Here is a 20,536-nt window from a genome sequence, read left to right as displayed (position 1 = left end):
CCCCGCGTTCCCTGCGGTTCCGCTCAGGGAACGTGGGGTTTGCTTTAACTAGGGCATTACCTTAACTATTGTCTGCCTCAGCCGGTTCGGGCTGTGCGGTGTGATGGTGCCACAGCCGATAGCCGCCGTAGCCAACCGCCGCCAGCAACACCCAATAGGGGCTAAAGGCCAGCAGCCAGAGCGCTAGCTTTAGCCCGCTAACGGTAAACGCTTTCACCGATTGAGTTGCCGATTCCCAGGTGTTGTCGAGAGTTTCACCCACTGGGCGCAGCGGGGTTACTTGAGTTACCGGGCTTTCTAGGGTTAGGTAAATTTGTGAAAAGGCCACTTGCCGTTTGAGGTTTTGCTGCTGAGCCGCCATGCGCTCGATCGACTCGCGCACGGTGCTGAGCTCCCGCGCTACTTCTAGCACGTGGGAAATTTCCCCCGATCGCTCCATAATTTTCAGCAGAGCAGCTTCAGACTGACGCAAATTCTTCAGCCGGGCATCGAGATCGACTAGCTGGCTCGACACATCCTCCGCCGTCAGCGACTGCTGCTGCACGGTTCCCAGGGGACGGAGGGCGTTCAGCACCGCGTCTAATTCGCCCTGGGGTACGCGCAGGGTCAAGGTCACCTGCTGAGCCGTTCCCTCAGGCGAGCGGTGATCTTGCAGACTCAGCATATCGCCCTGGGCCTGCTGAAGGATGGTTTGAACCTGGTCTACGGCGGCGTCAATGTCGGTTAGCACCAGCACCAGGCTGGCCTGCTTGACCAGCTGAGGCGCAGGCTGCCCAATGTCGCTAGGAGCCGGCTCGATAACTTCGCTAACCTTGGCTCGATCAGAGGCCACAGCATCTGCTGGAGCGATCGCCTGGTTAGCAGTTGGCGCAGCATCGCTCGACACTGCACCGGATTCGGGGGCCATGGCTTCTTGCTGGCTTGCTATATCGGGTACGCCAGCACAGCCGCCTACCAGGGCAGCCCCTAGGGCGATCGCTAAAAACTGAGCACGATGGACACGGAGGAATGCAGAGCGGGTCATCGGGTCGCCTAAGCCAAACTCGGATGGCTCTACTATGGCCTGAGCGATCGCGGCAATCGCCCAAGTTACCAATACTGAAACCGGTAGAGCGAGCAGGGGCGATCGCACCGTAATTCTTGATAGGATCGCACGGTTGACGCCAAGGAGCGTTAGCGCAGCCTCTTCAGGAGAATTGCCCCCAGTGCCAGAGTCCATTACCGTCACCGTCAAGCTCTTTGCCATTTACCAGGAGGCCTACGGCCAGCCCGAGGTGCAGTGGCAGTTTTCAGAGGGGGCCACGGTGGGGGCGGTGCGCGATCGCGCCCTAGCCGAGCATCCCAAGTTGGAGGCTTGGCGCGATCGCACCCGCCTGGGCCTCAACCTTCAGTTTGTAGCCGACGATACTCTGCTAAAAGACGGCGACGAGGTGGTGTTGATCCCTCCCGTGAGCGGCGGCTAGAGCTAGCACAAGCGAACTATCGCAACTTTTCTGCTTTGCCAAAGAAACTTCAAAAAACGTTAGGGTTGCCGCATCCAAGGCAGGATAGGCGATCCCCATTTTTCCGTATTTAAAAGATTGCACAAGTTCTGGAAATGCTCATCGCGCCCCAGACTTTTCCATACCTATAGCGTAGAGTTAATCTTGTTGACCCCATATCTAGCGTTTATGTAGGAGCGCCCGCTATGGACTGGTTCCCTCGCCGCCATGCCGTTGTCTTAGCCCGCAGCAGCCCTAGTCGACTCGCCTATCTCGAAAAACTAGGAATCATCGTACCCCAGCGGTCCGGAGGTTCTTCCCGACTGGAGGTGTTCTACTCCTGGGAGCAGATTCTTGAAATTCGCGCTATTAGTCGGCTGCGCCAGCACCTGTCGTTTCAGACTATTCGCAAGATTCTACAGTACTTTGATGACCGCGGCGTGGGCCGCACCCTGCGCGACAAGCACTTGGTGATTGGCAATCACGGGGTCAGCTGGGTGCGATCGGGCACAACCACACCGCAAGTTATTCATTTGGTGGGTCATAGCTGCTGCCCTATGGGGCAGTTTGTGCTGGCTCCTCTCAATGGGCCAGACTTAAGTTATGCCGATGCACTGGCTAAGACGACCTCGTCCAAGGTGGTAGATATCGAACACTTTAGACGAAAGACACGCTCTCGATAGACAAAGTCCAATCCTAAAAAAGCCTCTGAACTCAGCATCCAGAGGCTTTTTGTTAGGTTTGATCTTAGGCATCTACCTTGTAGGCAACTATTAGCCCTTAGGACACCATTTCGCCGGTTTCTTGCAGCACGTGCAGGCGGTGGTAAATACCGCCGTGGGCCAGCAGCTCTTCGTGGTTGCCGACTTCGGCAATACGGCCTTCCTCCAGAACCACGATCTTGTCAGCCTCCCGCACCGTACTTAGACGATGGGCAATGATAATCGTGGTGCGCGTTCCGAGAATCGATCGCATCGCCAGCTGAATCGATCGCTCCGATTCGTAGTCGAGGCTGGAGGTAGCCTCGTCAAACACCAGCACATCGGGGTTGACCAGCAGGGCGCGGGCAATGCCCAACCGCTGGCGCTGACCGCCCGATAGCCGCACGCCCCGCTCGCCCACCACGGTGTAATACCCCTTAGGCAGGCGGTGAATGAACTCGTCAACCCGAGCGATGCGGCAGGCTTCGTTCACCTGATCCATGGTGGCGGTGGGGTTGCCATACCTCAGGTTGTCGAGCAGGGTGCCGTTAAACACATCCACTTCTTGGTGCACGATCGCCAGCCGCTTCCGGTAGCCCGTCACATCCAAATGGCGAATGTCTTCGCCATCAATCAAAATGCGGCCGCTGTGGGGGTCGAAGTAGCGAAACAGCAGCTTCACCAGAGTCGACTTACCCGAACCCGATCGCCCCACCAGAGCCACCATTTGGTAAGGCTCAATCAGCAGATCGATGGCTTGCAGCACGGGCCTTTCAGCGTCGTAGCCAAAGCTCACCTGGTCAAAATGCACCTTGCCGGTGAACTGGTAGGTGGGCAGGCCCTCGGGGGCGTCGGTCAGATTCACCGCGTCGGTGCCCAGCGGCTCTTCCATAAACTCGTGGAAGTGCAGCATTGAGGCGTAGCGGCGGGCAAAGACTTCGCCCATGTCGCTAATTGGCTCTAGCTCCGAGTAGGCCATGCTTGACACCGTCAGGGTAGTGACAAAGTGCCCCAGTGAAATGTGACCCTGCAGGGTAGCCAGCAGGGTCATCACCAGCAGCCCAAACACACAACTTTGGATGATTAGATCCTGCCAAGTGCCCAGAACGACGTAGCCTTTGTGAATAACACGAATGACTACAGCGAACTCGCGCTGCAATCGCTGACTCTGCCGCCGCAGCTCGTCACTCTCCGCCGCAAAAGCCTTCACCGTTTTGATGTTGGTAATGATCTCCGAGGTGCGGCTTTCGGTATTCTCCATATAGGTGTCGAGGGCCTGCTCCTTTTTGTTCAGGCGAATCAGATCCTTTAGGCTAAAGCTGAGAATACCGATGAAGGACATCAGAAAAATCAGTGCGATGCGCCAGTCAATCCACCAAATGATGACGAAAATGCCGGCAATGCGCACCAACTTAGGAATTAGCTGCCCGGCAATTTCGGGGTAGGTCCAGGTGTGGTTAGACAGGCCCCGCGCCACCCGACCCGAGATGCGGCCGGGGTTGTGCAGGTCGTAGAAGCCTAGGGGCAGGGTCAGCAGCTTGCGAATCACCGAGTGGGTATGGTCGCGTCGGGTGCGCAGGGCAATATCCCAGTGAAACCAGTCGGCCAGCCAGGGCTGAATGGGGGCGCGTACTACAGTGACCAAAAAGATAATGGCTAGGAAGAGGGCGATCGCCAATCCTGGCCCCGCTGGATAGCCCACCGTAGCCGCCACTCGGTCGACCATACCCTGGCTCAGGGGGTCAATGGGCTGGTCTGAGAGAACGTTGAGCAACTGGCCAATGCTGTAGGGCACTGCCAGATCCGCCACCTGAAACAGGCTGCTGGCGGTGATACTCCAAATCGCGGCCCAGCGGTAGCGACTGTAGTATCGGAGAACATGCTGAAGGGAAGCCATGACGGTAACCGTCCTGCGGTCGAATACGTTGTAGTATAGATACTACAACACAGGTTCTTGGATTCCGCAAGGTGTTTTGTCAGGGAAGTCGTAGGGTTAGCAGAGTTGCCGTGTGGATTCAACGCTGCCCCAAAAGAATACTTTCCTGAAACCAACGGTCTCGTCCCGCCAGCGAAATAGGCGGCGTGGCTTTAACCGTAATGTAAAAGAAAACAAGTTTTTCTGGATTAGGCATGTCGTCTTGAGGTTCTTTTACCCATGCCTACACTTAACCAAACTCAAATAGCTATGTAGCATTTGTATGCCGGGCGATCGCCCATATCCGACAATCGTTGCAGTGAAAATCGTCGGGAAACAGCTGACGCAGGCTATGGGCAATCTCTACCGCACGGGCAAAATGGTCGAGCAGGCCAAATCGGTTAACATCCTCAGGCCCGAAAATTGATGGAAATGCTCCGCAGTTCAGCAGCAGGCTAATCGAGTTGTCTACGTCTAAAATATCGTAGCCGCAAAAGCTAAAGGTACTAGGCCAAAGATCAGATCCAGATAACTGGCGATCGGGAGCTTCAATTAGTGCCAACAGATTATGTCGCGCACCATCATAGGCAATGCGACGCTTTAGGTATTCGTAATCGCGAAAGTAGTGAACTCGGTTATCGGCATGAACGTTAAAATTCCAGTCTGCGCCGATCAGGGCATCGATTAGCGATGGGCAAAGTATCGTGTCCATCGACACAACTTCGCTCAGGTGCGCGTAGCCAGACCATTCAACATAGCGAGTCCACGCATCGCCCCGTTGGGAATCAAATCTTTGGCAAGCTGCAAAGATGGGAGTCATGACAGACATAGTGGCTCATACCTATGCAGGTGTTTCAAAACTGCTATTACACAAAAATTTTGCTGGTTAGCCTACGAGCGCTCTGCCTAGAACTAGCCAGGTTATCCAAGCCATGTAGTGAATTACAACGATCGCCCAAAACTCAGTTTGGTAAGACTGTTTCTGGCTCTTATGGCGCAATACTTGCTGAGCCACAAACCCACCGGGCCAACCACCAATCAACTCGCAGAAATGCAGAGTTTGTTCAGAGGTTCGCCACACTTTTTGCTTAGCCCGCTTCTTATCGTCGGCATAAACGAAATAGGTGATGACGCTCATTAGAGGGTAGAGCACCAGCGGCAGCGGGTTGCCTGTCAGCCAGGTAAAGTGAGCTGCACCCGCCAAAGGAAACGCCAACAGCAACAGTAGCTCAGCGATCGGCAAGCGGGAGTATGATTTTTCGCCGGGTTTGCGGGTGCCCCTTGAAGCATTTAGTGAAGACTCTGATCGCTGCCTAGCACCAGCAATAAAAGCTCCAACAGCGCGGGTTTTGCCGTCTGGGTTAACCAGACAGTAATAGTAAATCGTGTCATTTTCCCGAGGGCGACGGGTTGCGTTTTTCAACTCAGACACATGGAGAAAAACGTCTTTACCTCCGTCAGCCGGTTGAATAAAGCCAAACCCACGATCATCGTTCCATTTTGTGAGTTTGCCGCTGCGAAGGTCAGATTTCATAGGTGAATTCTAACTTCAGTACTGTTCCTTCGGCTACACCGAGCGGCGGTGCACCAGGGCTGCGATCGCCTCCACTAGCTGGGTCGACTCCATCGGTTTTGGCAAATGCTTTTGAAAACCAGCGGCCAACACTTTTTGCTGGTCGACGACGCTGGTATAGGAGGTCAGAGCAATGGCAGGAATGGGCTGGTTATGGGTTAATGCTCGAACTTGCTCCATGAGCATGTAGCCGTCCATCCCGGGCATACCAATGTCGCTGACTAAAATATCGGGTTGCATTTGGGAGAGAGCCGTAATCGCAGCGGCGGCCGAGGGTAGAGCCGTTACCCTAGCACCAAACTGCTGAAGCGTCGTAGTGATTAAATCGCGGTTGTCGGCGTCATCTTCAACAATCAAAACGTGAATATTTTGCAAGCCGCCCTGGGCCAAGGGTGGAGGCAACTCCGCTGGGATTTCTACCGCGTCAAACATGAGCGGGAACCGAACCGTAAAGGTGGCTCCCTGATTTTCGCCGAGGCTTTCGGCTTCAATCGTGCCGTGGTGCAGATCAACAATCTGGTGGGCGATCGCCAACCCCAGCCCCAGGCCACCAAAATCTCGGGTCGTAGTGCTATCGGCCTGTCTGAAGCGATCAAACACGTGGGGCAAAAACTCAGAGGCAATGCCTTTGCCAGTATCGCTGACCTGAATTTGCGCCCAGCTATCGTCATAGGCTAGACGTACAGCGATGTGCCCACCCTGGGGCGCAAACTTGACGGCATTCGACAGCAAATTCCAAACGACTTGCTTGAGTCGGTTAGGGTCTCCTAAGACTTTGAGTGATGCACCGTCGAGCTCGGTATCAAACTGCACCTCCTTAGCCTCGCCTAAGGAGCGCACGGTTTCTAAGGCCTCTCGAACAACTGTGACTAGGGAAACGGGCAGGCTGTTGAGCACCAGCTTGCCGCGCAGAATCCGCGACACATCGAGCAGGTCATCGATTAGCTGCGCCTGAAGTTTCGCGTTGCGCTCGATGGTTTCTAGGGCGTAGGCAACTTTGCTCTCGCTGAGTTGACCCATGCGCAGCAGCCGAGCCCAGCCCAAAATCGGGTTGAGGGGCGACCTCAGCTCGTGGGAGAGCACCGCCAAAAATTCGTCTTTGAGGCGGTTGGCGGTCTCGGCGGCTTCTCGGGCAACGCGTTCCTGCTCTAGCAGCCGGACACGCTGGGTTTCTAGCTGCTTTTGGTCATCCACATCGGTGATGGTGCCCACCCAGCGGGTAACTGTGCCGCTGCTGTCGGGCACCGGCAGGCCGCGATTGATAAACCAGCGATAAACGCCATCATGGCGACGAATGCGTTGCTCAAGATCAAAGCCAATGCCCTGGTCCAGGGCTTGCTGCCACAGCTCTAGAGCGCGCGCCTGCTCATCGGGATGCACAATCTCAGTGCCGCCGAGGCCAACAGCGGCGTCTTTTGAAAGGCCGGTGTAGTCATACCAGCGCTGGTTCCAGTACTGAACGCCGGTGCGATCGGCCATCCAAACCATTTGAGGCATGGCCTCCGCCAGTACCCGGTAGCGTTCTTCGCTCTCCCGCAGGGCAATTTCAGTCTGCTTTAGGGTCGAGACATCTAGTGCAACGCCCGCCATACGGTAGGGCTGACCCTGCTCGTCGTCATACACGCGCCCCATGGAGCGCACCCAATGCACGGTGCCGTCGGGCCACAGGGTACGCATTTCCACGTCGTAGTCTTGGCGGTGGGCGATCGCCTCTACCACCGCCTGCTGCACACAATCGCGATCCTCCGGGTGAATGGTCTGGGCGAACACCTCGAAGCTCATATTAATATCGGGGGCGAGACCAAAAATCGCTTTACAGCGATCGGACCAGACTAAATCTTGGCTGATCAAGTCATAGTCCCAGGTGCCGCAGTTCGCTCCCTGCAGGGCCAACTGTAGCCGCGATTGGCTGTCCTGCAAGACCACCTCGATTTGCTTGCGATCGGTGATGTCTAAACAGGTGCCTATGAGTTTGACCACCTGGTTTTGAGCATCGATCACCGGCTCGCAGCGAGAATGCAGGTAGCGAACCGAGCCGTCGGGCAAGACCACCCGGAGATCAAAGGCAGAGGAATGGTGATCGGCGATCGCCCGTTCCATAAACTGCTGCACCATGCGGCGATCGTCGGGGTGAATGCGCTGCATGAGTTCACCATAGTTGGGCTCCGTTTGGGCCGGGTCATAGCCAAACTGGTCAAACATCGCCTCCGACCAAACGCTCTGCTGACTCTCTGGGTAAAACTCCCAGCTGCCAAACTGGGCTAACCGCTGGGCCATAGCCAGATGGGCTTCGCTGTAGCGGAGAGCATCTTCAGCCTGCTTGCGGGCGGTGATATCAACACCCGCCAGGGTCACAATCCAACAGTTTTGAGTCTGATCGCGGCGAGAGGTCAGGCTGTCGGCAATCCACCGAGTCGAGCCGTCCTTGTGGCGAAAGCGATACTCGACCGTAATCGGCCGTTGATCAAATACCGCGTCAAACATCGGACCGGCAATCACAGCCTGGTCCTCCGCAAAGGTGCGTGCCATCCAGAGTTCGGGGGTAATCTCGGCTAGGATGTAGCCGGTTAGCGCTTCACAACCCACCGAGCGGTAGTCAAGAATGTAGGTGCGATCGGCAAAGAAGCGGCAGCGGGCGATCGAGGCTGGGGCGGTGTTGAGCAGGCTATTGAGCTCTTCTTGGGAGATTTGCAGAGCCCGCTCCAGATTTTTGCGCTCTGTGATGTCAACCCGCAGCAGCGACACACCATTGCTAAAGGGATACACCCGGTTTTCAAGCCAGCGCCCCTCAGTCGCAAAGAACAGTTCAAAACTGGTAGCGATTTGGGCCTCAACCGCCCGGTGTAACTGCTCATGGAAGGGAGTGGCGATCGCCTCCGAAACTACCGCCCAAATCGGCTGCCCCAGCAGCTCGGAGCGAGGCCTTTGCAAAGCGGCTACGGCGCGATCGTTCACGTAGGTAAAGCACCAGTTTGAGTCCAGCATCATGAACTCGTCGCTGATGCTAGTTAAGACATTTTCTAAGTTTTCAGCAGCCGTTTGAGCGGTGGACAGCAACGCCCGTTCGCGCCGCTCTCCCAAAATTTTTTGAGTGGTTTCATTGACGGCAATAAAAATACCTGCCACCTGGTCCGGCTCATCCCAAATAGGCGTGCAAGAAAACGTGAAATACCCCTCTTCGGCCTGACCGTTTCGATTAAGAGTCATCGGCAGATCCTCAGACCAGGTGGCCTCTCCCGTAGCCCTGACCTGTGCCAGCAGCACCCCCGAGAAATCCCATACTTCCTGCCAACACTCCTCTGCCCGCTGACCAATACCGACAGGATGCTTATTCCCAGCAATGGGAATATAGGCATCGTTATAGAATTGAATGTAGTCTGGCCCCCACAAAATTTGCATGGGAAACCGGGACGACAGCAGAATTTGCAGCGCAATTCGCAAGCTTTGGGGCCAAGTTTCCATAGGCCCTAAAGACGTATCTGACCAATTAAAGGCTCGAATTAGAGATCCTGTCTCTCCTCCGTTTCTTAAAAAGGCCAGCCCGCTAGATAATGCCATTCTTTACTGCACACGCCTATCACTAATTAACCACGTTGAAAACCAGATGTTGGGCCCCGTTGCGCTGTGGCCTACCACTAAACCTGTCGACAAAATGCTTCCCTGCCAAACATTAGACAGAGCTCGTCACCCTCGTCTCGTCAGGCTTACAGACTACTACAGGGCTCAAGCGAACCACTTAATTTTTAAGAATTGCTTTTTAGAGCACCGGCAGGGGAAAACGCCCAAAGATAGGGTGTGCTAGGGCAATTTGCCCAGATTTATTTTAGAGCTTTAACCTGGGGAATGACACCTCTGACAAATTGTTAAGCCTAGGCTTTGACCTCTATTTTGGGTGTTTATTTATACAAGTTGCCTCCTAGGCAGCTATTCATTTCCTTGAGCTAGCTGCCATTGCGTAGTTGTGCAACTGAGCGGTAGCCACAGTCGCTATGCGGGAAAAATTAAGTATCAGTAAGCTGTCGCAGCACTGTAGGTTCAACCGCTCAGCCTGCTAAGGCAAAGTGCCTCCCCCACTGCTTTGACGTCAACTGCGAAATTGCGGCACCGCCCAAGCTCAGGGACGAGATCAATGTGAAACAAACAGGGTCAACCTAGCGCTCTACCCCTCGTAGACCGCACTGGTTAACTTACTTGCTTCGCGTATTGACCGTCTATCCCCGCGTTCTTGCCCAGCCTGAGACTGTATATTTAGGCCCGCTGTCTCTGCTCAGCAACAGCGTCAGGCGGTGCCACCATAGATTACGCTGAACCCAGCCGCCCACGATTCCGAGAGAGACCTAGATGCCCTCTGGCCCAATTCGCCTCTTGCTGGTAGACGACTCACCCGTTGCCTTAGTTCTTTTGCAGCGCATCTTGCGGGAGGCAGCCGACATGGAGGTCGTGGGGGTAGCCCACAATGGCCAAGAAGCCCTAGACATGATGGCAACGGTGAAGCCAACCCTGATCTGCACCGATTTGCACATGCCCAAAATGAACGGGCTAGAGCTTACTGAAGAGGTAATGGCCCGCTGCCCTTGCCCTATTTTGGTGGTCAGCGCCTCGGTGCAGAAAGAAGATACCCAAACCGTCTTTCGCATTTTAGAAGCAGGGGCGCTGGACATCTTTCCTAAGCCCCGCACGGGCTTAGCCTCCGAATATGAAAAGACAAAGGCTGAGCTGTTAGCCAAAATTCGAGTGCTGGCAGGGGTATCGGTGTTTACTCACCGGCGACGCAGCCCAGCTCCAATCGTTCCATCGGGGTTGCCTCTCTCTACCACCTCGCTAGCGAGACGCCCCCGACTGTTGGCTTTAGGCGCATCTACCGGCGGTCCCCAGGCTCTGCTGGCAATCATGCAGCAGTTGCCCAAAACCTTTCCGGTGCCAATTGTGTGCGTACAGCACATCAGCAATGGGTTTTTGCAGGGGTTAGTCGACTGGCTCGACAACAGCTGCGCCATGAGGGTCACCATCGCCACAGCAGGCACTGTGCCGCAGCCTGGTGTAGCCTACTTTCCCCCTGAACGCCATCACTTAGAAATCGACGCGGGCGGGCGCATACAGCTCTCTCAAGGGGAGCCAGTGGCCGGGCACTGCCCCTCGGTAACGGTAATGTTTCAATCTGTGGCGGCCTACTATGGCCGGTCGGCTGTGGGCGTGCTGCTCACGGGCATGGGTCGCGACGGGGCCGATGGACTCCAGACCCTGTCCCAGGCGGGGGGGCTCACCATTGCCCAAGACGAGACGAGCTGTGTGGTATTTGGCATGCCCAAGGAGGCGATCGCCCTAGGGGCTGCTCAGCAGGTACTGCCCCTAAGCGCGATCGCTCCCTTTTTGCTCAGCCAGGTTTTCGTGAGCGGCCTTAATTAGCTCTTAAAAGTATTCTTGGATACTTTATTGCCGTTTTTTTGGCTTTTATTAATGCGATCGCGGCAACAGCGACTGAGGAAATTACCCAACTATATGAACAAGCGTTAACCAGCGCTCTCCCTAGGGAAAATTGGGACTGGGGTAAGCTGCTGTGGCACCGTTATCGGCTAGCTACAGAGTTCGTCAAAGATCTACTGCTTAGCCCTAGGGCTGAGGCATTTTTGGTTTGGCAAAAATTCACCTAGCAGACCTTTGGCCGTACTGGGTATAGCCGCCAACACATCACCCCCTTAGTTAACGCCTCTTTTAGCATCGTCACCTGGCGCAGGGTCCCTTAGTCAAGCGGCCTCCATGCGTAACTTAGGGAGCACCTATCTATGGCAAATGCGGAACACTTAGACATTCTCAACAAAGGGGTGGAGAGCTGGAATGCTTGGCGGCTTCACAATCCCAGTATTAGACCAGACTTTCAAGGAGCAGATTTAGGCAAATTGCATCTGCCTGGCATCGACTTTCGCCACGCCAATTTTTACGAAGCCAACCTAAGAGAAAGTGTGTTCACTCGGGCCAATTTTGAGTCGTCAACCCTCTACCGCTGTGATCTATGCATGGCTGATTTGAGGCGGGCAAACCTCAGCATGGTCGACTTTTATAAAACCAACCTTTATACCGCTAATCTGAGTAACGCCAACCTGCGCCACTCACACTTTTACAAAGCAGATATGCAAGAGACACTGCTCAACGATGCTGACCTGGGCGAGTCTAACTTTTACGAAGTCGATATGCGAGAGGCCATTCTGCAATCGGCCAATCTGGTCAGAACCACCTTTTATTACTCCAACCTGTGCAACGCCAACCTGTGCCAAGCCAATTTGAACTGCGCCAGCATGATGGGAGCCAACATGGCCAAAGCCAATCTCAGGCGGGCTAGCTGTGTGGGCACCAACCTATTTAGAGCGGTGCTCAGCGGTGCCGACCTAACCGAAGCCGATCTGCGCGAAGCGGTGCTGCGGCTAGCTGATCTGAGCAATGCCTCGTTAGAAAATGCCAACCTGTTTCGGGCCAACCTCTCTGAGGCTTGCCTCGACTATGCCCAGCTGGCGGGGGCCAACTTCAAAAAGACAAACCTGTGGCGCGTCAACCTAGGTCAACTGATTTTGACCCATCCGGGCCATGACAGAGATGCCATCACCATTGACTCTAGCGCCCTCAACTAGCCATGGACGATCTGATCCTAAAGCGCATCAGCGATCTCATCGCCGACCATTCTGGCCTGTGTATTCGCCCCCAAGATTTCCAGATCCTGTCAGACAAAGTTTGGCTGCGGGCTAAAGCGTTGGGGCTGACGACCTTAGCCGACTACCACAACTATCTCAAAGCTTTAGATCAAGGTTTTCTTGCCCTAAATAGTTTCAAAGCTCAACCTACCCCGCCCCAGCTGCGGTCTGAATGGCAAGAGCTGTACTCGATTTTGACTATCAATGAGAGCTATTTCTTTCGAGACAGCAACCAGCTTAGATTACTGAGCGATCGCCTCCTTCCCGAAATTATGCAGCGCAAGCAGACCGCGGCTTCCCTGGGCTCCAAACCTAGCCTGCGCATTTGGAGCGCCGGCTGCTCCACCGGGGAAGAGCTATACTCGATTGCGATCGCCCTCGACCAGCTCAACTTTCCGTGGCACCAGTGGGATGCGCAGCTGATTGGCACCGACATCAGCGCCGCCGCCGTCCAAAGCGCTCGCCAGGGGCTTTACAGTAGCTGGTCCTTTCGGCAGACCCCCCCAGCTATACAGCAAAAGTATTTTCAGGCCGATCGCCAGGCCTACAAAATCTGCGATCGCCTCCAGCAGCATGTGGTCTTTCAGGTCGGCAATCTGCTCAAAGACCCTTGCCCTAGTCGGGGGCATGGGCCAGGTGACCTAGACCTGATTTTGTGCCGTAACGTATTTATTTATCTCGATCGCCAGGCAATTGGTCAAATTATTCAAAGGTTTCACAGCGCCCTAGTTCCCCAGGGGTATTTGCTCACCGGCCATACCGAACTCTACGGCCAAAACACCAGCCCGTTTCTGGTCACTAGCTTTCCTGAGACAGTGGTCTATCAAAAACCACCTCAGGCTGCCCTACCCCAGGCCGCTGCGTCGATCGCAGCTGCTCAATGGCAGAGTTTACCCAGTTCACAGCCAGCTCGTCTTACCCTCAAAACCCCACCCCCCAGTCTGGATGACGGCTTGGCAGCAGCCCTGCAAGAGGCGGATACATTTCTCCAGCAAGACGATTACACCAATGCCATTCGAGCTGCTAAACAGCTGTACCTCGCCCATCCGGACTGCACCGCCGCGCGTCAGATTGCCGCTCGGGCTTATGCCAACACAGGCTGCTACAGTCAGGCCAAACAACTCTGCCAGCGGGTGATCTGCGACGATCCCCTCAGCCTCGACATGCACTATCTGCTGGCCCAAATTGCCGAAGATGAGAACAATTTAGAAGCTGCCAAAGAGCATCTGCGCAAAATTATTTACCTAGACCCTGACTTCGTTAAAGCCTATCTTGACCTAGCTAGCATTTACGATCGCGCCAAGCAGCCTGAGAAAGCTAAAACAACCCGTGAGCATGCTCTCACTCTATTAGCAAAGCTGCCTCCCAACACCGTATTAGACGACCATAGCAATGCCACCGTTGCCCAATGGCAAGCGCATCTTAAGCAGCAGGTCGCGGGCGGCGATCGTCAATCATCTCAAGATTGATCTCGTCTCCAACACAGAGCAAAATCACAGTTTTTGTAGAATGGCGCAATGGTTGCGCCATGAGCAGCGCGCTAAAAATATAGCGATCGCCGTTGCGATTAGGATACCGACTTTCACTAGCTAAAACTGGTGCAGCACAACGGTATATAGCCATCACGCAAGAGTATGTGAAATGTCCTAATCGTTCTGGCGATGGCTAGAGCCCAGACATTTTCTCTGAATTGCGGATAACTCATTCCATGGGGGAATGCTAAGCCCGAAGCATTGATTTCTTTCGAACCCAGACTTCATCGAGTCGGCTGGAGGGATCTGCGTTCTACCTTGCCGTGCTTATTCCCCTTGGGGGCAACCCATGATGACCCCGACATCCTACCTCTTGTTCACGCTAGACGGTGCCCACTATGGTCTAGCAGCTAAGGCCGTACAGGAAATGTTCTTGCTGCCTGCTCTGATCTCGGTACCTGAATCGGGGCCAGAAGTTGCTGGCGTGCTGAACCTGCGCGGTCAGCTGCTGCCAGTCATTAACCTTAGGGTGTGCCTAGGTTATCCCCAGCAGGCCAACGCCCTTAGCCAAGCCGTCATTGTGGTGCAGTGCGGCAGTCGACAGATCGGGCTAGTGGTAGACCAAATTCAAAACGTAGAGGCGATCGCCCCTAGCAGCATCACTGCGGCCCTAGAGACTCCCTATTTTGGCTGTGGCGAACACCCGCTGACTGTTGGGTTCGCCCGCCAGAGAGACACCGTCATTGTCTTAATAGACCCAATAGCCCTCGGTCAAGGCTCCCACAGTGCAGCCCCGTCCTCGGTTGCAGAGGTCCAGACCAACCGCTTCATGGCACAGTTTAGCCCTGCCGAGCGACAGGTGCTCCAGGCCCGAGCCGCTGGATTAACCCAGCTGATTGCCGACGAAAGCACGTCAGATCTGTCAGCGGTGGCAGTCATTGGTTTAGAAGGCGAGCGCTTTGCCCTGGGGTTAGAGAGCGTGTACGAATTTGCTGAAGTGCCTCAGATTACTCCCATTCCCTGCTGCCCAGCGCACATTGTTGGAAACATAAATCTGCGCGGTGAAATTTTAACCTTAGTGGATGTACGCCATTTTCTAAACTTGACTCCGGCAGCTCCTCTCCTGCCTAAAACAGCGGTGGTTATGCGGCTAGGCTCCCTAGTAGCAGGGGTTGTCATTGACGATGTTTTCGATGTGATTTATTTGCATGCTTCAGAGATAGCAGCAACGCCCACCGCCGTCCACTCCAGCAATAACCCCTACCTCAAAGGATTTGCTCAGCATGGCGGCTCTATGTTAACCCTTCTAGATTTGCCTAAATTGCTGACCGCAGGCGATCTTGTTGTCGATCATTCAAACTAGCTAACTATGAAAGATTCCTTAGAGCTCAACCCTAAAGTTAATCCCTTTAGCTTCTTTTCTTCATCCCTTCTGCAGAGAGACACCGTGAACAAACGCAAGTCCTGGAAACTACGCCACTGGATTGTACTAGGCTACTCTGTACCAGTACTCGCCCTTGTAGTGTCTGCGGGCATGGCAGTGGCTAATGTGCGCCAGCTTATGACTATCTCTGAGGAACTCAGAAGCGCTTGGGAAACTCACGAAAAGGTTGACCATGTCAACCTCAACCTTCAGATTATGGCCCGTGCTACCCGTGGCTATTTACTCCAGAGACACCCAACCTCTCTATTAGACTTCAATGAAGCTAAATCAGACTACATGACTGTGGTCAGTGAGCTAGATGCTCAAATTACCAATGAAGAACAGCGGCAAAACCTAGCTCAGCTTACAACTTTAATCAATCAGTTCATTACTCTCCATCAAGGCATGATCGACCTGGTCAACCAAAATCAGACCGCAGCAGGCGTGCAAATTTGGCGAGAAAGCAACGGGCGCGCTCTAACCGGCGAGATCGGCAGCTTGTTGACCGATATGGAAGACCTCGAAGGTGAGATTGTCGCTAGACAAGAAACGATCCAAGCGGCCGCCCTATGGCGGCTGCAACTTACGCTGCTGATAGCGGCCACTCTCTCATTACTGCTGTCGGCTCTGATTGGCACCTTGGTAATTATCAAAGCCTCACGCATTATGGACCAAGCGGCGGGCAACATTGTTAGCTCAGCCAGCGAAATTGCCACCAGTATTGAGCAGCAGGAGCGCAGCAGCAGCCAACAGGCCGCTTCGGTAAGCGAAACCAGCACCACTATGGATGAGCTAGGGGCTTCGTCACGGCAGTCGGCAGAGCAAGCTGAAGCCGCCGCCGCCGGTGCTCAACAGGTCCTAGCCTTGGCCGAAGGTGGTACCCGTGCCGTTGAACGCAGCCTTGACGGCATGGGCGACCTCAGAGAAAAAGTGGACGCGATCGCCGATCAAATTCTCCGTCTGAGTGAGCAAACCAGTCAAATTGGCGGCATCTCTAGCTTGGTCAGCGATTTGGCCAACCAAACCAACATGCTGGCCCTCAACGCCGCCGTCGAAGCGGTGCGCGCCGGCGAGCACGGCAAGGGCTTTGCGGTTGTCTCTGGCGAAATTCGCAAGCTAGCCGATCAAAGTAAAAAATCGGCCGAAAAGATTAACGCTCTGGTGGCCGACATTCAAACCGCTATCAACTCAACGGTGATGGTCACAGACGAGGGCACCAAAACCGTCGAAGAGGGGGTCAGAATTGCGGAGGAAACCGCCGATGCTTTTGCCGGGGTAGCCGAGGCGGTTAACAACGTGGTGCTCAACAGCCAGCAGATTTCCCTCAACGTGAAGCAGCAGGCAGTTGCCATTCAGCAGGTGGTGAGCGCCATGAACAGCCTCAACACCGGCGCCCAAGAAACCGCCCACGGCATTACCCAAATTAAGGTTGGCACCCATCAGCTCAACGAGAGTGCCCTCCAGCTCAAGGTGGCTATTTAAGCTGCTTTCTCCTTCCTAACGGCTTAAACGCCGAAGGCTGAGGAGAAGACATCTCCACGGGATAGACCCACTCACCTGTTCCTGCAACCCATGCCCCATCGGAGGGAAGCGCCTGCCATGATGATTGACGACACCGAACTCCGCGACATCTTTAAGACCGCCAGCGAGGAACGCTTGCAGGCCCTCGACGACGGACTGCTTCACCTCGAAAAGCACCCCGACGACTCGGCCATCCTCGAAGCACTCATGCGCGAGGCCCATTCCCTCAAGGGCGACGGCAACATGCTCGGGGTCACCGATTTGGGCAAGGTCGCCCACCAGATCGAGCATGTTTTGGGGGCCATCGGCCGCGGAGAGCAAGCCCTCTGCGCGGATCTGTTTGACTGCCTTGCCTACGGTGTAGCGGCTATGCGTCAGCTCGTCCACGCTGCGGTGACAGGCGAAGCCGCCGAGGTAGAGGTGTTTTATGTGCTGGCTAGGCTGATGGGGGCAGAAGCCGCGCCGCCTGCTCCGGTCATGGCCCTAGAGGTGGATGACGCTATTTTCGATCGCGCGATCGCCCCGGTAGACACCAATGGTCTCGGCCCTAACCATGCATCCCCGGTTCAATTGCTGGAGATGGGGGGAGCAACCAGTCAAAATGGTACGGCCCTGATTGATGCCCCTGCGATCGCGCCTGGCCTTAGCGATCGCTACATTACCGACAGCGAACTGCGCGATATTTTCAAGACCGCCAGCCAAGAGCGCCTGCAAGCCCTCGATGACGGGCTGCTCCACCTCGAAAAGCACCCCGACGACTCAGCTACCCTCGAGGCGCTTATGCGCGAGGCCCACTCCCTTAAGGGCGATGGCAACATGCTTGGGGTCACCGATCTTGGCAAGGTCGCCCACCAGATCGAGCACATCCTCGGCGAACTCCTGCGCGGCGAAGCAGCCCTCTCAGCGGAATTGTGCGATCGCCTCTCCCATGGCCTAGCCGCTATGAATCAGCTAGTGCACGAAGCCACCACTGGCGAATCCACCGACATCAACCTGTTCTACGTCCTGACCGAACTCATGGGTGCTTCCCTCAGCCCCAAACCCGCGAGCCCCACCACCGCTGACACCGTAGGTGACCCTTCCCCATCCCCCGATTTACTCAGTCACCCCGTAGAACCATCTCCAGAAGTCCCTTCCCCCCCTACTTCCTCACCCCCTACTTCCTCACTCTCTACTCCTACACCCCCTTCCTCAACCACCCCCTTACCCACCCACAATTCCTCAGACCCCGACCTAACCAACACCACCGACTACCGCATCGAAACCATCCGCGTCCCCACCCAGAGCCTCGATGCTCTGATGACCCAGAGTGGTGAGCTGACGGTCACCAAAATTCGCGTCGCCCACCGACTGGCCGAGATCGACGCCATCAATAACCTGTGGGAAGAGTGGAGTCGCGATTTTTTGATGAGTCGCTTTTTGCTTCACGATGCCCAGCAGGGTAAACCCGTCTGGCAACAGCTCGACAGTTTTCAAAATCGTACTGAGCAGCACCTAGAGCAGTTTGGGACCATGGTGCGCCAGCTCGGCAGCGCCCTCCACGCCGACACCACTCGCCTAGAGACCATCACCGACGGCTTAGAGGAAGGCATTCGCACCCTGCGCCTGCTGCCGCTGTCGACGCTCTTTAACCTGTTTCCCCGACTGGTGCGTGACCTAGCACGCCAGGAAGGCAAAGAGGTACAGCTGTTAATTGAAGGGGGCGACACTCGCGCCGACAAGCGCATTCTCGAAGAGATGAAAGACCCGCTGCTACACATGATTCACAATGCCATTGACCATGGCATTGAGTCGCCTGCCGAGCGCCGGCGGCAGGGCAAACCAGAAGTGGCAACCATCACCCTGCGCGGCTACCGCACATCGGCAGGCATCAGCATCGAAGTAAGTGACGATGGCCGGGGGCTCGACGTCGAGTCGATCAAACAAGCGGCTGTACGTCGGGGGCTATATCGTCCAGAAGAACTAGAGCTGCTGACTGCCGCACAAATTCAGGGGCTGATTCTCAGTCCTGGGTTTTCGAGCCGCACCCTGGTAACCGAGATCTCCGGGCGCGGAGTCGGCCTAGATGTACTACGCACTAACGTCGATCGCCTCAGGGGCAGTATCGATGTCCAGTCGAAACCGGGCGAGGGCTGCACCCTCCGCGTTCAGCTGGGCACGACCCTGGCCACTGCCCACGTTCTGCTAGTGGCTGCGGGCGGTCAAACTTTTGCCCTGCCCGCCGAGTTTGTAGAGACGGCCTGCCTGGTGCAGACCAGCGAGATCTTTACTTTAGAGGGCCACAACGCGATCAAGCACGACGATCGCCCGCTCTCGGTGGTGTGGCTAGCCGATCTGCTGGGGCTGCCGAGGGTTGAGCCCAAGCAGCGCGGGCGATGGCAATCCGACCAGGGAGAACGGCCCCAGAAGCGGCATGCCTGCATTATTTTGCAGTCTGGCCCAGATCGCCTAGGTCTCTTTGTCGAGGTCTTGCTAGACGAGCAGGAGGTGGTGCTCAAACCCCAAAGCCAGTTGCTCAAGCGAGTGCGGTATATCTCTGGGGCCACTATTCTAGGCACTGGCGATGTCTGCATGGTGCTCAACCCCCAGGATTTGATCACGGCGGTACGCCATCCGGGCAGTTCCCTAGCGCTACCGGAGGCTAGCTCGACCGGCACTGCGGCTCTGCGCGAAGCCCGCCCTCGGTGCATTCTGCTGGTGGAAGACTCGATCGCCACCCGCACTCAGGAAAAGCGCATTTTGGAATCGGCAGGCTACGAAGTGGTGACTGCGGTGGATGGCCTAGACGGCTTTAACAAGCTACAGACCAGGCCTTTTGATGCCGTTGTATCAGATGTGCAAATGCCGAATTTGGATGGGCTGGGCCTCACCCAGCGCATTCGGCAGCAGCGGGAATACAGTGAACTACCCGTGGTGCTGGTGACCACCCTGGCCAGTGAGGACGATCGCCGCAGAGGGGCCGAGGCCGGAGCCAACGCCTATATCACCAAGGGCAGCTTCACCCAAGATGTGCTGTTTGAAACCCTCAACCGACTGATTTAGCAGCCTTCGAGTCACGACAAAGCCGGCCAGACGTCTTGAGTCCTAAAAGAACCTAAAAACGAAAGACCGGAAAAACTAGTTTTTCCGGTCTCTGTTGGATTGCAAAGGTGCTCAAATTTGAGCTGGGAGAAAGGTTCAAACGCGACTTCGCAGCAGGTCAGCGATTTGGGATGCTGAGGTTAGTTTGTAGCTAGGCCTTTGGGCAGCAGCCTACCCATGACGGCTTTGAGCCGCTCAGGTTCGCAGGGTTTAGTCAAATAACCAGAAGCTCCCGCCATGCGGGCTTCTTGCCGGTCGGCCTCAGTATCGCGAGACGTGACCATCACAATTGGTAGGTTTTTGAACCGGGGCAGACTGCGCACCGTGCGACAGAGCTCAAACCCATCAATGCCGGGCATTGAGATATCGAGCAGCAGGGCTTCGATCATCTCTTGAGAAATTACAGTCAGCGCATCCACCGCATTGTCGGCCAGCAGAACCCGATAGCTGTTGTCCAAGGCGCGTTTAATCATCTGCTGACTAATTAAGCTGTCATCCACCGATAGGACGGTTTGTTTGGTGACGGCGCAGGTGGACATATGCAAACAACCTCTTGAAATCATGTGGGCGCTTGTTATAGTTATGCCCAAAAATTAATCTTTTTCATAACGTACTTATACGCAACGGCTTGATAATTACCCAAACATCGCTGTGTTGATGCCAAAATACCGGCGAAATTTCTGTTG

Annotated in this window: 15 protein-coding genes; 9 read left to right on the top strand and 6 right to left on the bottom strand. The window is 55.3% G+C overall.

Annotated elements, in window-relative coordinates:
* Positions 1-61 precede the first annotated feature (61 nt).
* On the bottom strand, positions 62-1,219 hold the full coding sequence (locus NC979_RS00950) for a DUF4349 domain-containing protein (RefSeq protein WP_190522879.1): 1,158 nt from the start codon (positions 1,217-1,219) through the stop codon (positions 62-64).
* Here NC979_RS00950 and NC979_RS00945 point away from each other — a divergent pair.
* Both NC979_RS00945 and NC979_RS00940 read left to right on the top strand, forming a co-directional pair.
* The gene (locus NC979_RS00945) at positions 1,206-1,463 is read left to right on the top strand and encodes a MoaD/ThiS family protein (protein ID WP_190522878.1); all 258 of its coding nucleotides are present in this window, start codon (positions 1,206-1,208) and stop codon (positions 1,461-1,463) included. The genes NC979_RS00950 and NC979_RS00945 overlap by 14 nt on opposite strands.
* A 224-nt stretch (positions 1,464-1,687) precedes the next feature.
* On the top strand, positions 1,688-2,164 hold the full coding sequence (locus tag NC979_RS00940) for a MerR family transcriptional regulator (protein WP_190522877.1): 477 nt from the start codon (positions 1,688-1,690) through the stop codon (positions 2,162-2,164).
* A 97-nt stretch (positions 2,165-2,261) separates the two neighbouring features.
* On the opposite strand, the gene NC979_RS00935 is transcribed toward NC979_RS00940, so the two are convergent.
* From NC979_RS00935 to NC979_RS00920, 4 genes are all read right to left on the bottom strand, one after another.
* Positions 2,262-4,079 carry an ABC transporter ATP-binding protein gene (locus tag NC979_RS00935; RefSeq protein WP_190522876.1) on the bottom strand — a complete coding sequence of 606 codons (1,818 nt, stop codon included), beginning with the start codon at positions 4,077-4,079 and terminating at the stop codon, positions 2,262-2,264.
* A 286-nt stretch (positions 4,080-4,365) separates the two neighbouring features.
* Positions 4,366-4,926, bottom strand: coding sequence for a hypothetical protein (locus tag NC979_RS00930; RefSeq protein ID WP_190522874.1), 561 nt, complete (start codon positions 4,924-4,926; stop codon positions 4,366-4,368).
* Positions 4,927-4,983: 57 nt separating this feature from the next.
* A complete protein-coding gene (locus tag NC979_RS00925) occupies positions 4,984-5,631 on the bottom strand; it encodes a DUF1294 domain-containing protein (RefSeq protein ID WP_190522872.1) in 648 nt (215 codons plus the stop codon).
* A gap of 33 nt (positions 5,632-5,664) precedes the next feature.
* Entirely contained in the window at positions 5,665-9,132 is a 3,468-nt protein-coding gene (locus tag NC979_RS00920) for a PAS domain-containing hybrid sensor histidine kinase/response regulator (RefSeq protein WP_190522870.1), read from the bottom strand.
* Positions 9,133-10,011: 879 nt separating this feature from the next.
* Between NC979_RS00920 and cheB the strand changes: the two genes are divergently transcribed.
* The 7 genes from cheB to NC979_RS00885 all read left to right on the top strand — a co-directional run bounded on the left by cheB (position 10,012) and on the right by NC979_RS00885 (position 19,811).
* On the top strand, positions 10,012-11,076 hold the full coding sequence (cheB, locus tag NC979_RS00915) for a chemotaxis-specific protein-glutamate methyltransferase CheB (protein ID WP_190522869.1): 1,065 nt from the start codon (positions 10,012-10,014) through the stop codon (positions 11,074-11,076).
* Between the two features lie 38 nt (positions 11,077-11,114).
* Positions 11,115-11,321: a hypothetical protein gene (locus tag NC979_RS00910; protein ID WP_190522867.1), complete on the top strand. Its 207-nt coding sequence runs from the start codon at positions 11,115-11,117 to the stop codon at positions 11,319-11,321.
* 132 nt (positions 11,322-11,453) lie between these two features.
* Positions 11,454-12,293, top strand: a complete 840-nt coding sequence (locus tag NC979_RS00905; protein WP_190522865.1) for a pentapeptide repeat-containing protein — start codon at positions 11,454-11,456, stop codon at positions 12,291-12,293.
* 2 nt (positions 12,294-12,295) lie between these two features.
* Positions 12,296-13,822, top strand: coding sequence for a CheR family methyltransferase (locus NC979_RS00900; RefSeq protein ID WP_190522863.1), 1,527 nt, complete (start codon positions 12,296-12,298; stop codon positions 13,820-13,822).
* Between the two features lie 352 nt (positions 13,823-14,174).
* The gene (locus tag NC979_RS00895) at positions 14,175-15,188 is read left to right on the top strand and encodes a chemotaxis protein CheW (protein WP_190522861.1); all 1,014 of its coding nucleotides are present in this window, start codon (positions 14,175-14,177) and stop codon (positions 15,186-15,188) included.
* An 84-nt stretch (positions 15,189-15,272) separates the two neighbouring features.
* The gene (locus NC979_RS00890) at positions 15,273-16,730 is read left to right on the top strand and encodes a methyl-accepting chemotaxis protein (RefSeq protein WP_347403973.1); all 1,458 of its coding nucleotides are present in this window, start codon (positions 15,273-15,275) and stop codon (positions 16,728-16,730) included.
* A gap of 90 nt (positions 16,731-16,820) precedes the next feature.
* Positions 16,821-19,811, top strand: a complete 2,991-nt coding sequence (locus tag NC979_RS00885) for a hybrid sensor histidine kinase/response regulator (RefSeq protein WP_431190998.1) — start codon at positions 16,821-16,823, stop codon at positions 19,809-19,811.
* Positions 19,812-19,990: 179 nt separating this feature from the next.
* Here the strand turns inward: NC979_RS00885 and NC979_RS00880 are convergent, their stop codons facing one another.
* The gene (locus NC979_RS00880; RefSeq protein WP_190522857.1) at positions 19,991-20,389 is read right to left on the bottom strand and encodes a response regulator; all 399 of its coding nucleotides are present in this window, start codon (positions 20,387-20,389) and stop codon (positions 19,991-19,993) included.
* Positions 20,390-20,536 lie beyond the last annotated feature (147 nt).

The organism is Leptolyngbya subtilissima AS-A7 (assembly GCF_039962255.1).
Taxonomy (GTDB): domain Bacteria; phylum Cyanobacteriota; class Cyanobacteriia; order Phormidesmidales; family Phormidesmidaceae; genus Nodosilinea.
This window is presented reverse-complemented; position numbering and strand designations above follow the sequence as displayed.

Excerpts from the sequence above, each read along its gene's own strand:
- NC979_RS00885 (WP_431190998.1), top strand. The coding sequence starts at position 16,821 with ATGCCCCATCGGAGGGAAGCGCCTGCCATGATGATTGACGACACCGAA.
- NC979_RS00930 (WP_190522874.1), bottom strand. The coding sequence starts at position 4,926 with ATGTCTGTCATGACTCCCATCTTTGCAGCTTGCCAAAGATTTGATTCC.
- NC979_RS00940 (WP_190522877.1), top strand. The coding sequence starts at position 1,688 with ATGGACTGGTTCCCTCGCCGCCATGCCGTTGTCTTAGCCCGCAGCAGC.
- NC979_RS00920 (WP_190522870.1), bottom strand. The coding sequence starts at position 9,132 with ATGGAAACTTGGCCCCAAAGCTTGCGAATTGCGCTGCAAATTCTGCTG.
- cheB (WP_190522869.1), top strand. The coding sequence starts at position 10,012 with ATGCCCTCTGGCCCAATTCGCCTCTTGCTGGTAGACGACTCACCCGTT.
- NC979_RS00900 (WP_190522863.1), top strand. The coding sequence starts at position 12,296 with ATGGACGATCTGATCCTAAAGCGCATCAGCGATCTCATCGCCGACCAT.
- NC979_RS00880 (WP_190522857.1), bottom strand. The coding sequence starts at position 20,389 with ATGTCCACCTGCGCCGTCACCAAACAAACCGTCCTATCGGTGGATGAC.
- NC979_RS00895 (WP_190522861.1), top strand. The coding sequence starts at position 14,175 with ATGATGACCCCGACATCCTACCTCTTGTTCACGCTAGACGGTGCCCAC.
- NC979_RS00925 (WP_190522872.1), bottom strand. The coding sequence starts at position 5,631 with ATGAAATCTGACCTTCGCAGCGGCAAACTCACAAAATGGAACGATGAT.
- NC979_RS00905 (WP_190522865.1), top strand. The coding sequence starts at position 11,454 with ATGGCAAATGCGGAACACTTAGACATTCTCAACAAAGGGGTGGAGAGC.
- NC979_RS00950 (WP_190522879.1), bottom strand. The coding sequence starts at position 1,219 with ATGGACTCTGGCACTGGGGGCAATTCTCCTGAAGAGGCTGCGCTAACG.
- NC979_RS00935 (WP_190522876.1), bottom strand. The coding sequence starts at position 4,079 with ATGGCTTCCCTTCAGCATGTTCTCCGATACTACAGTCGCTACCGCTGG.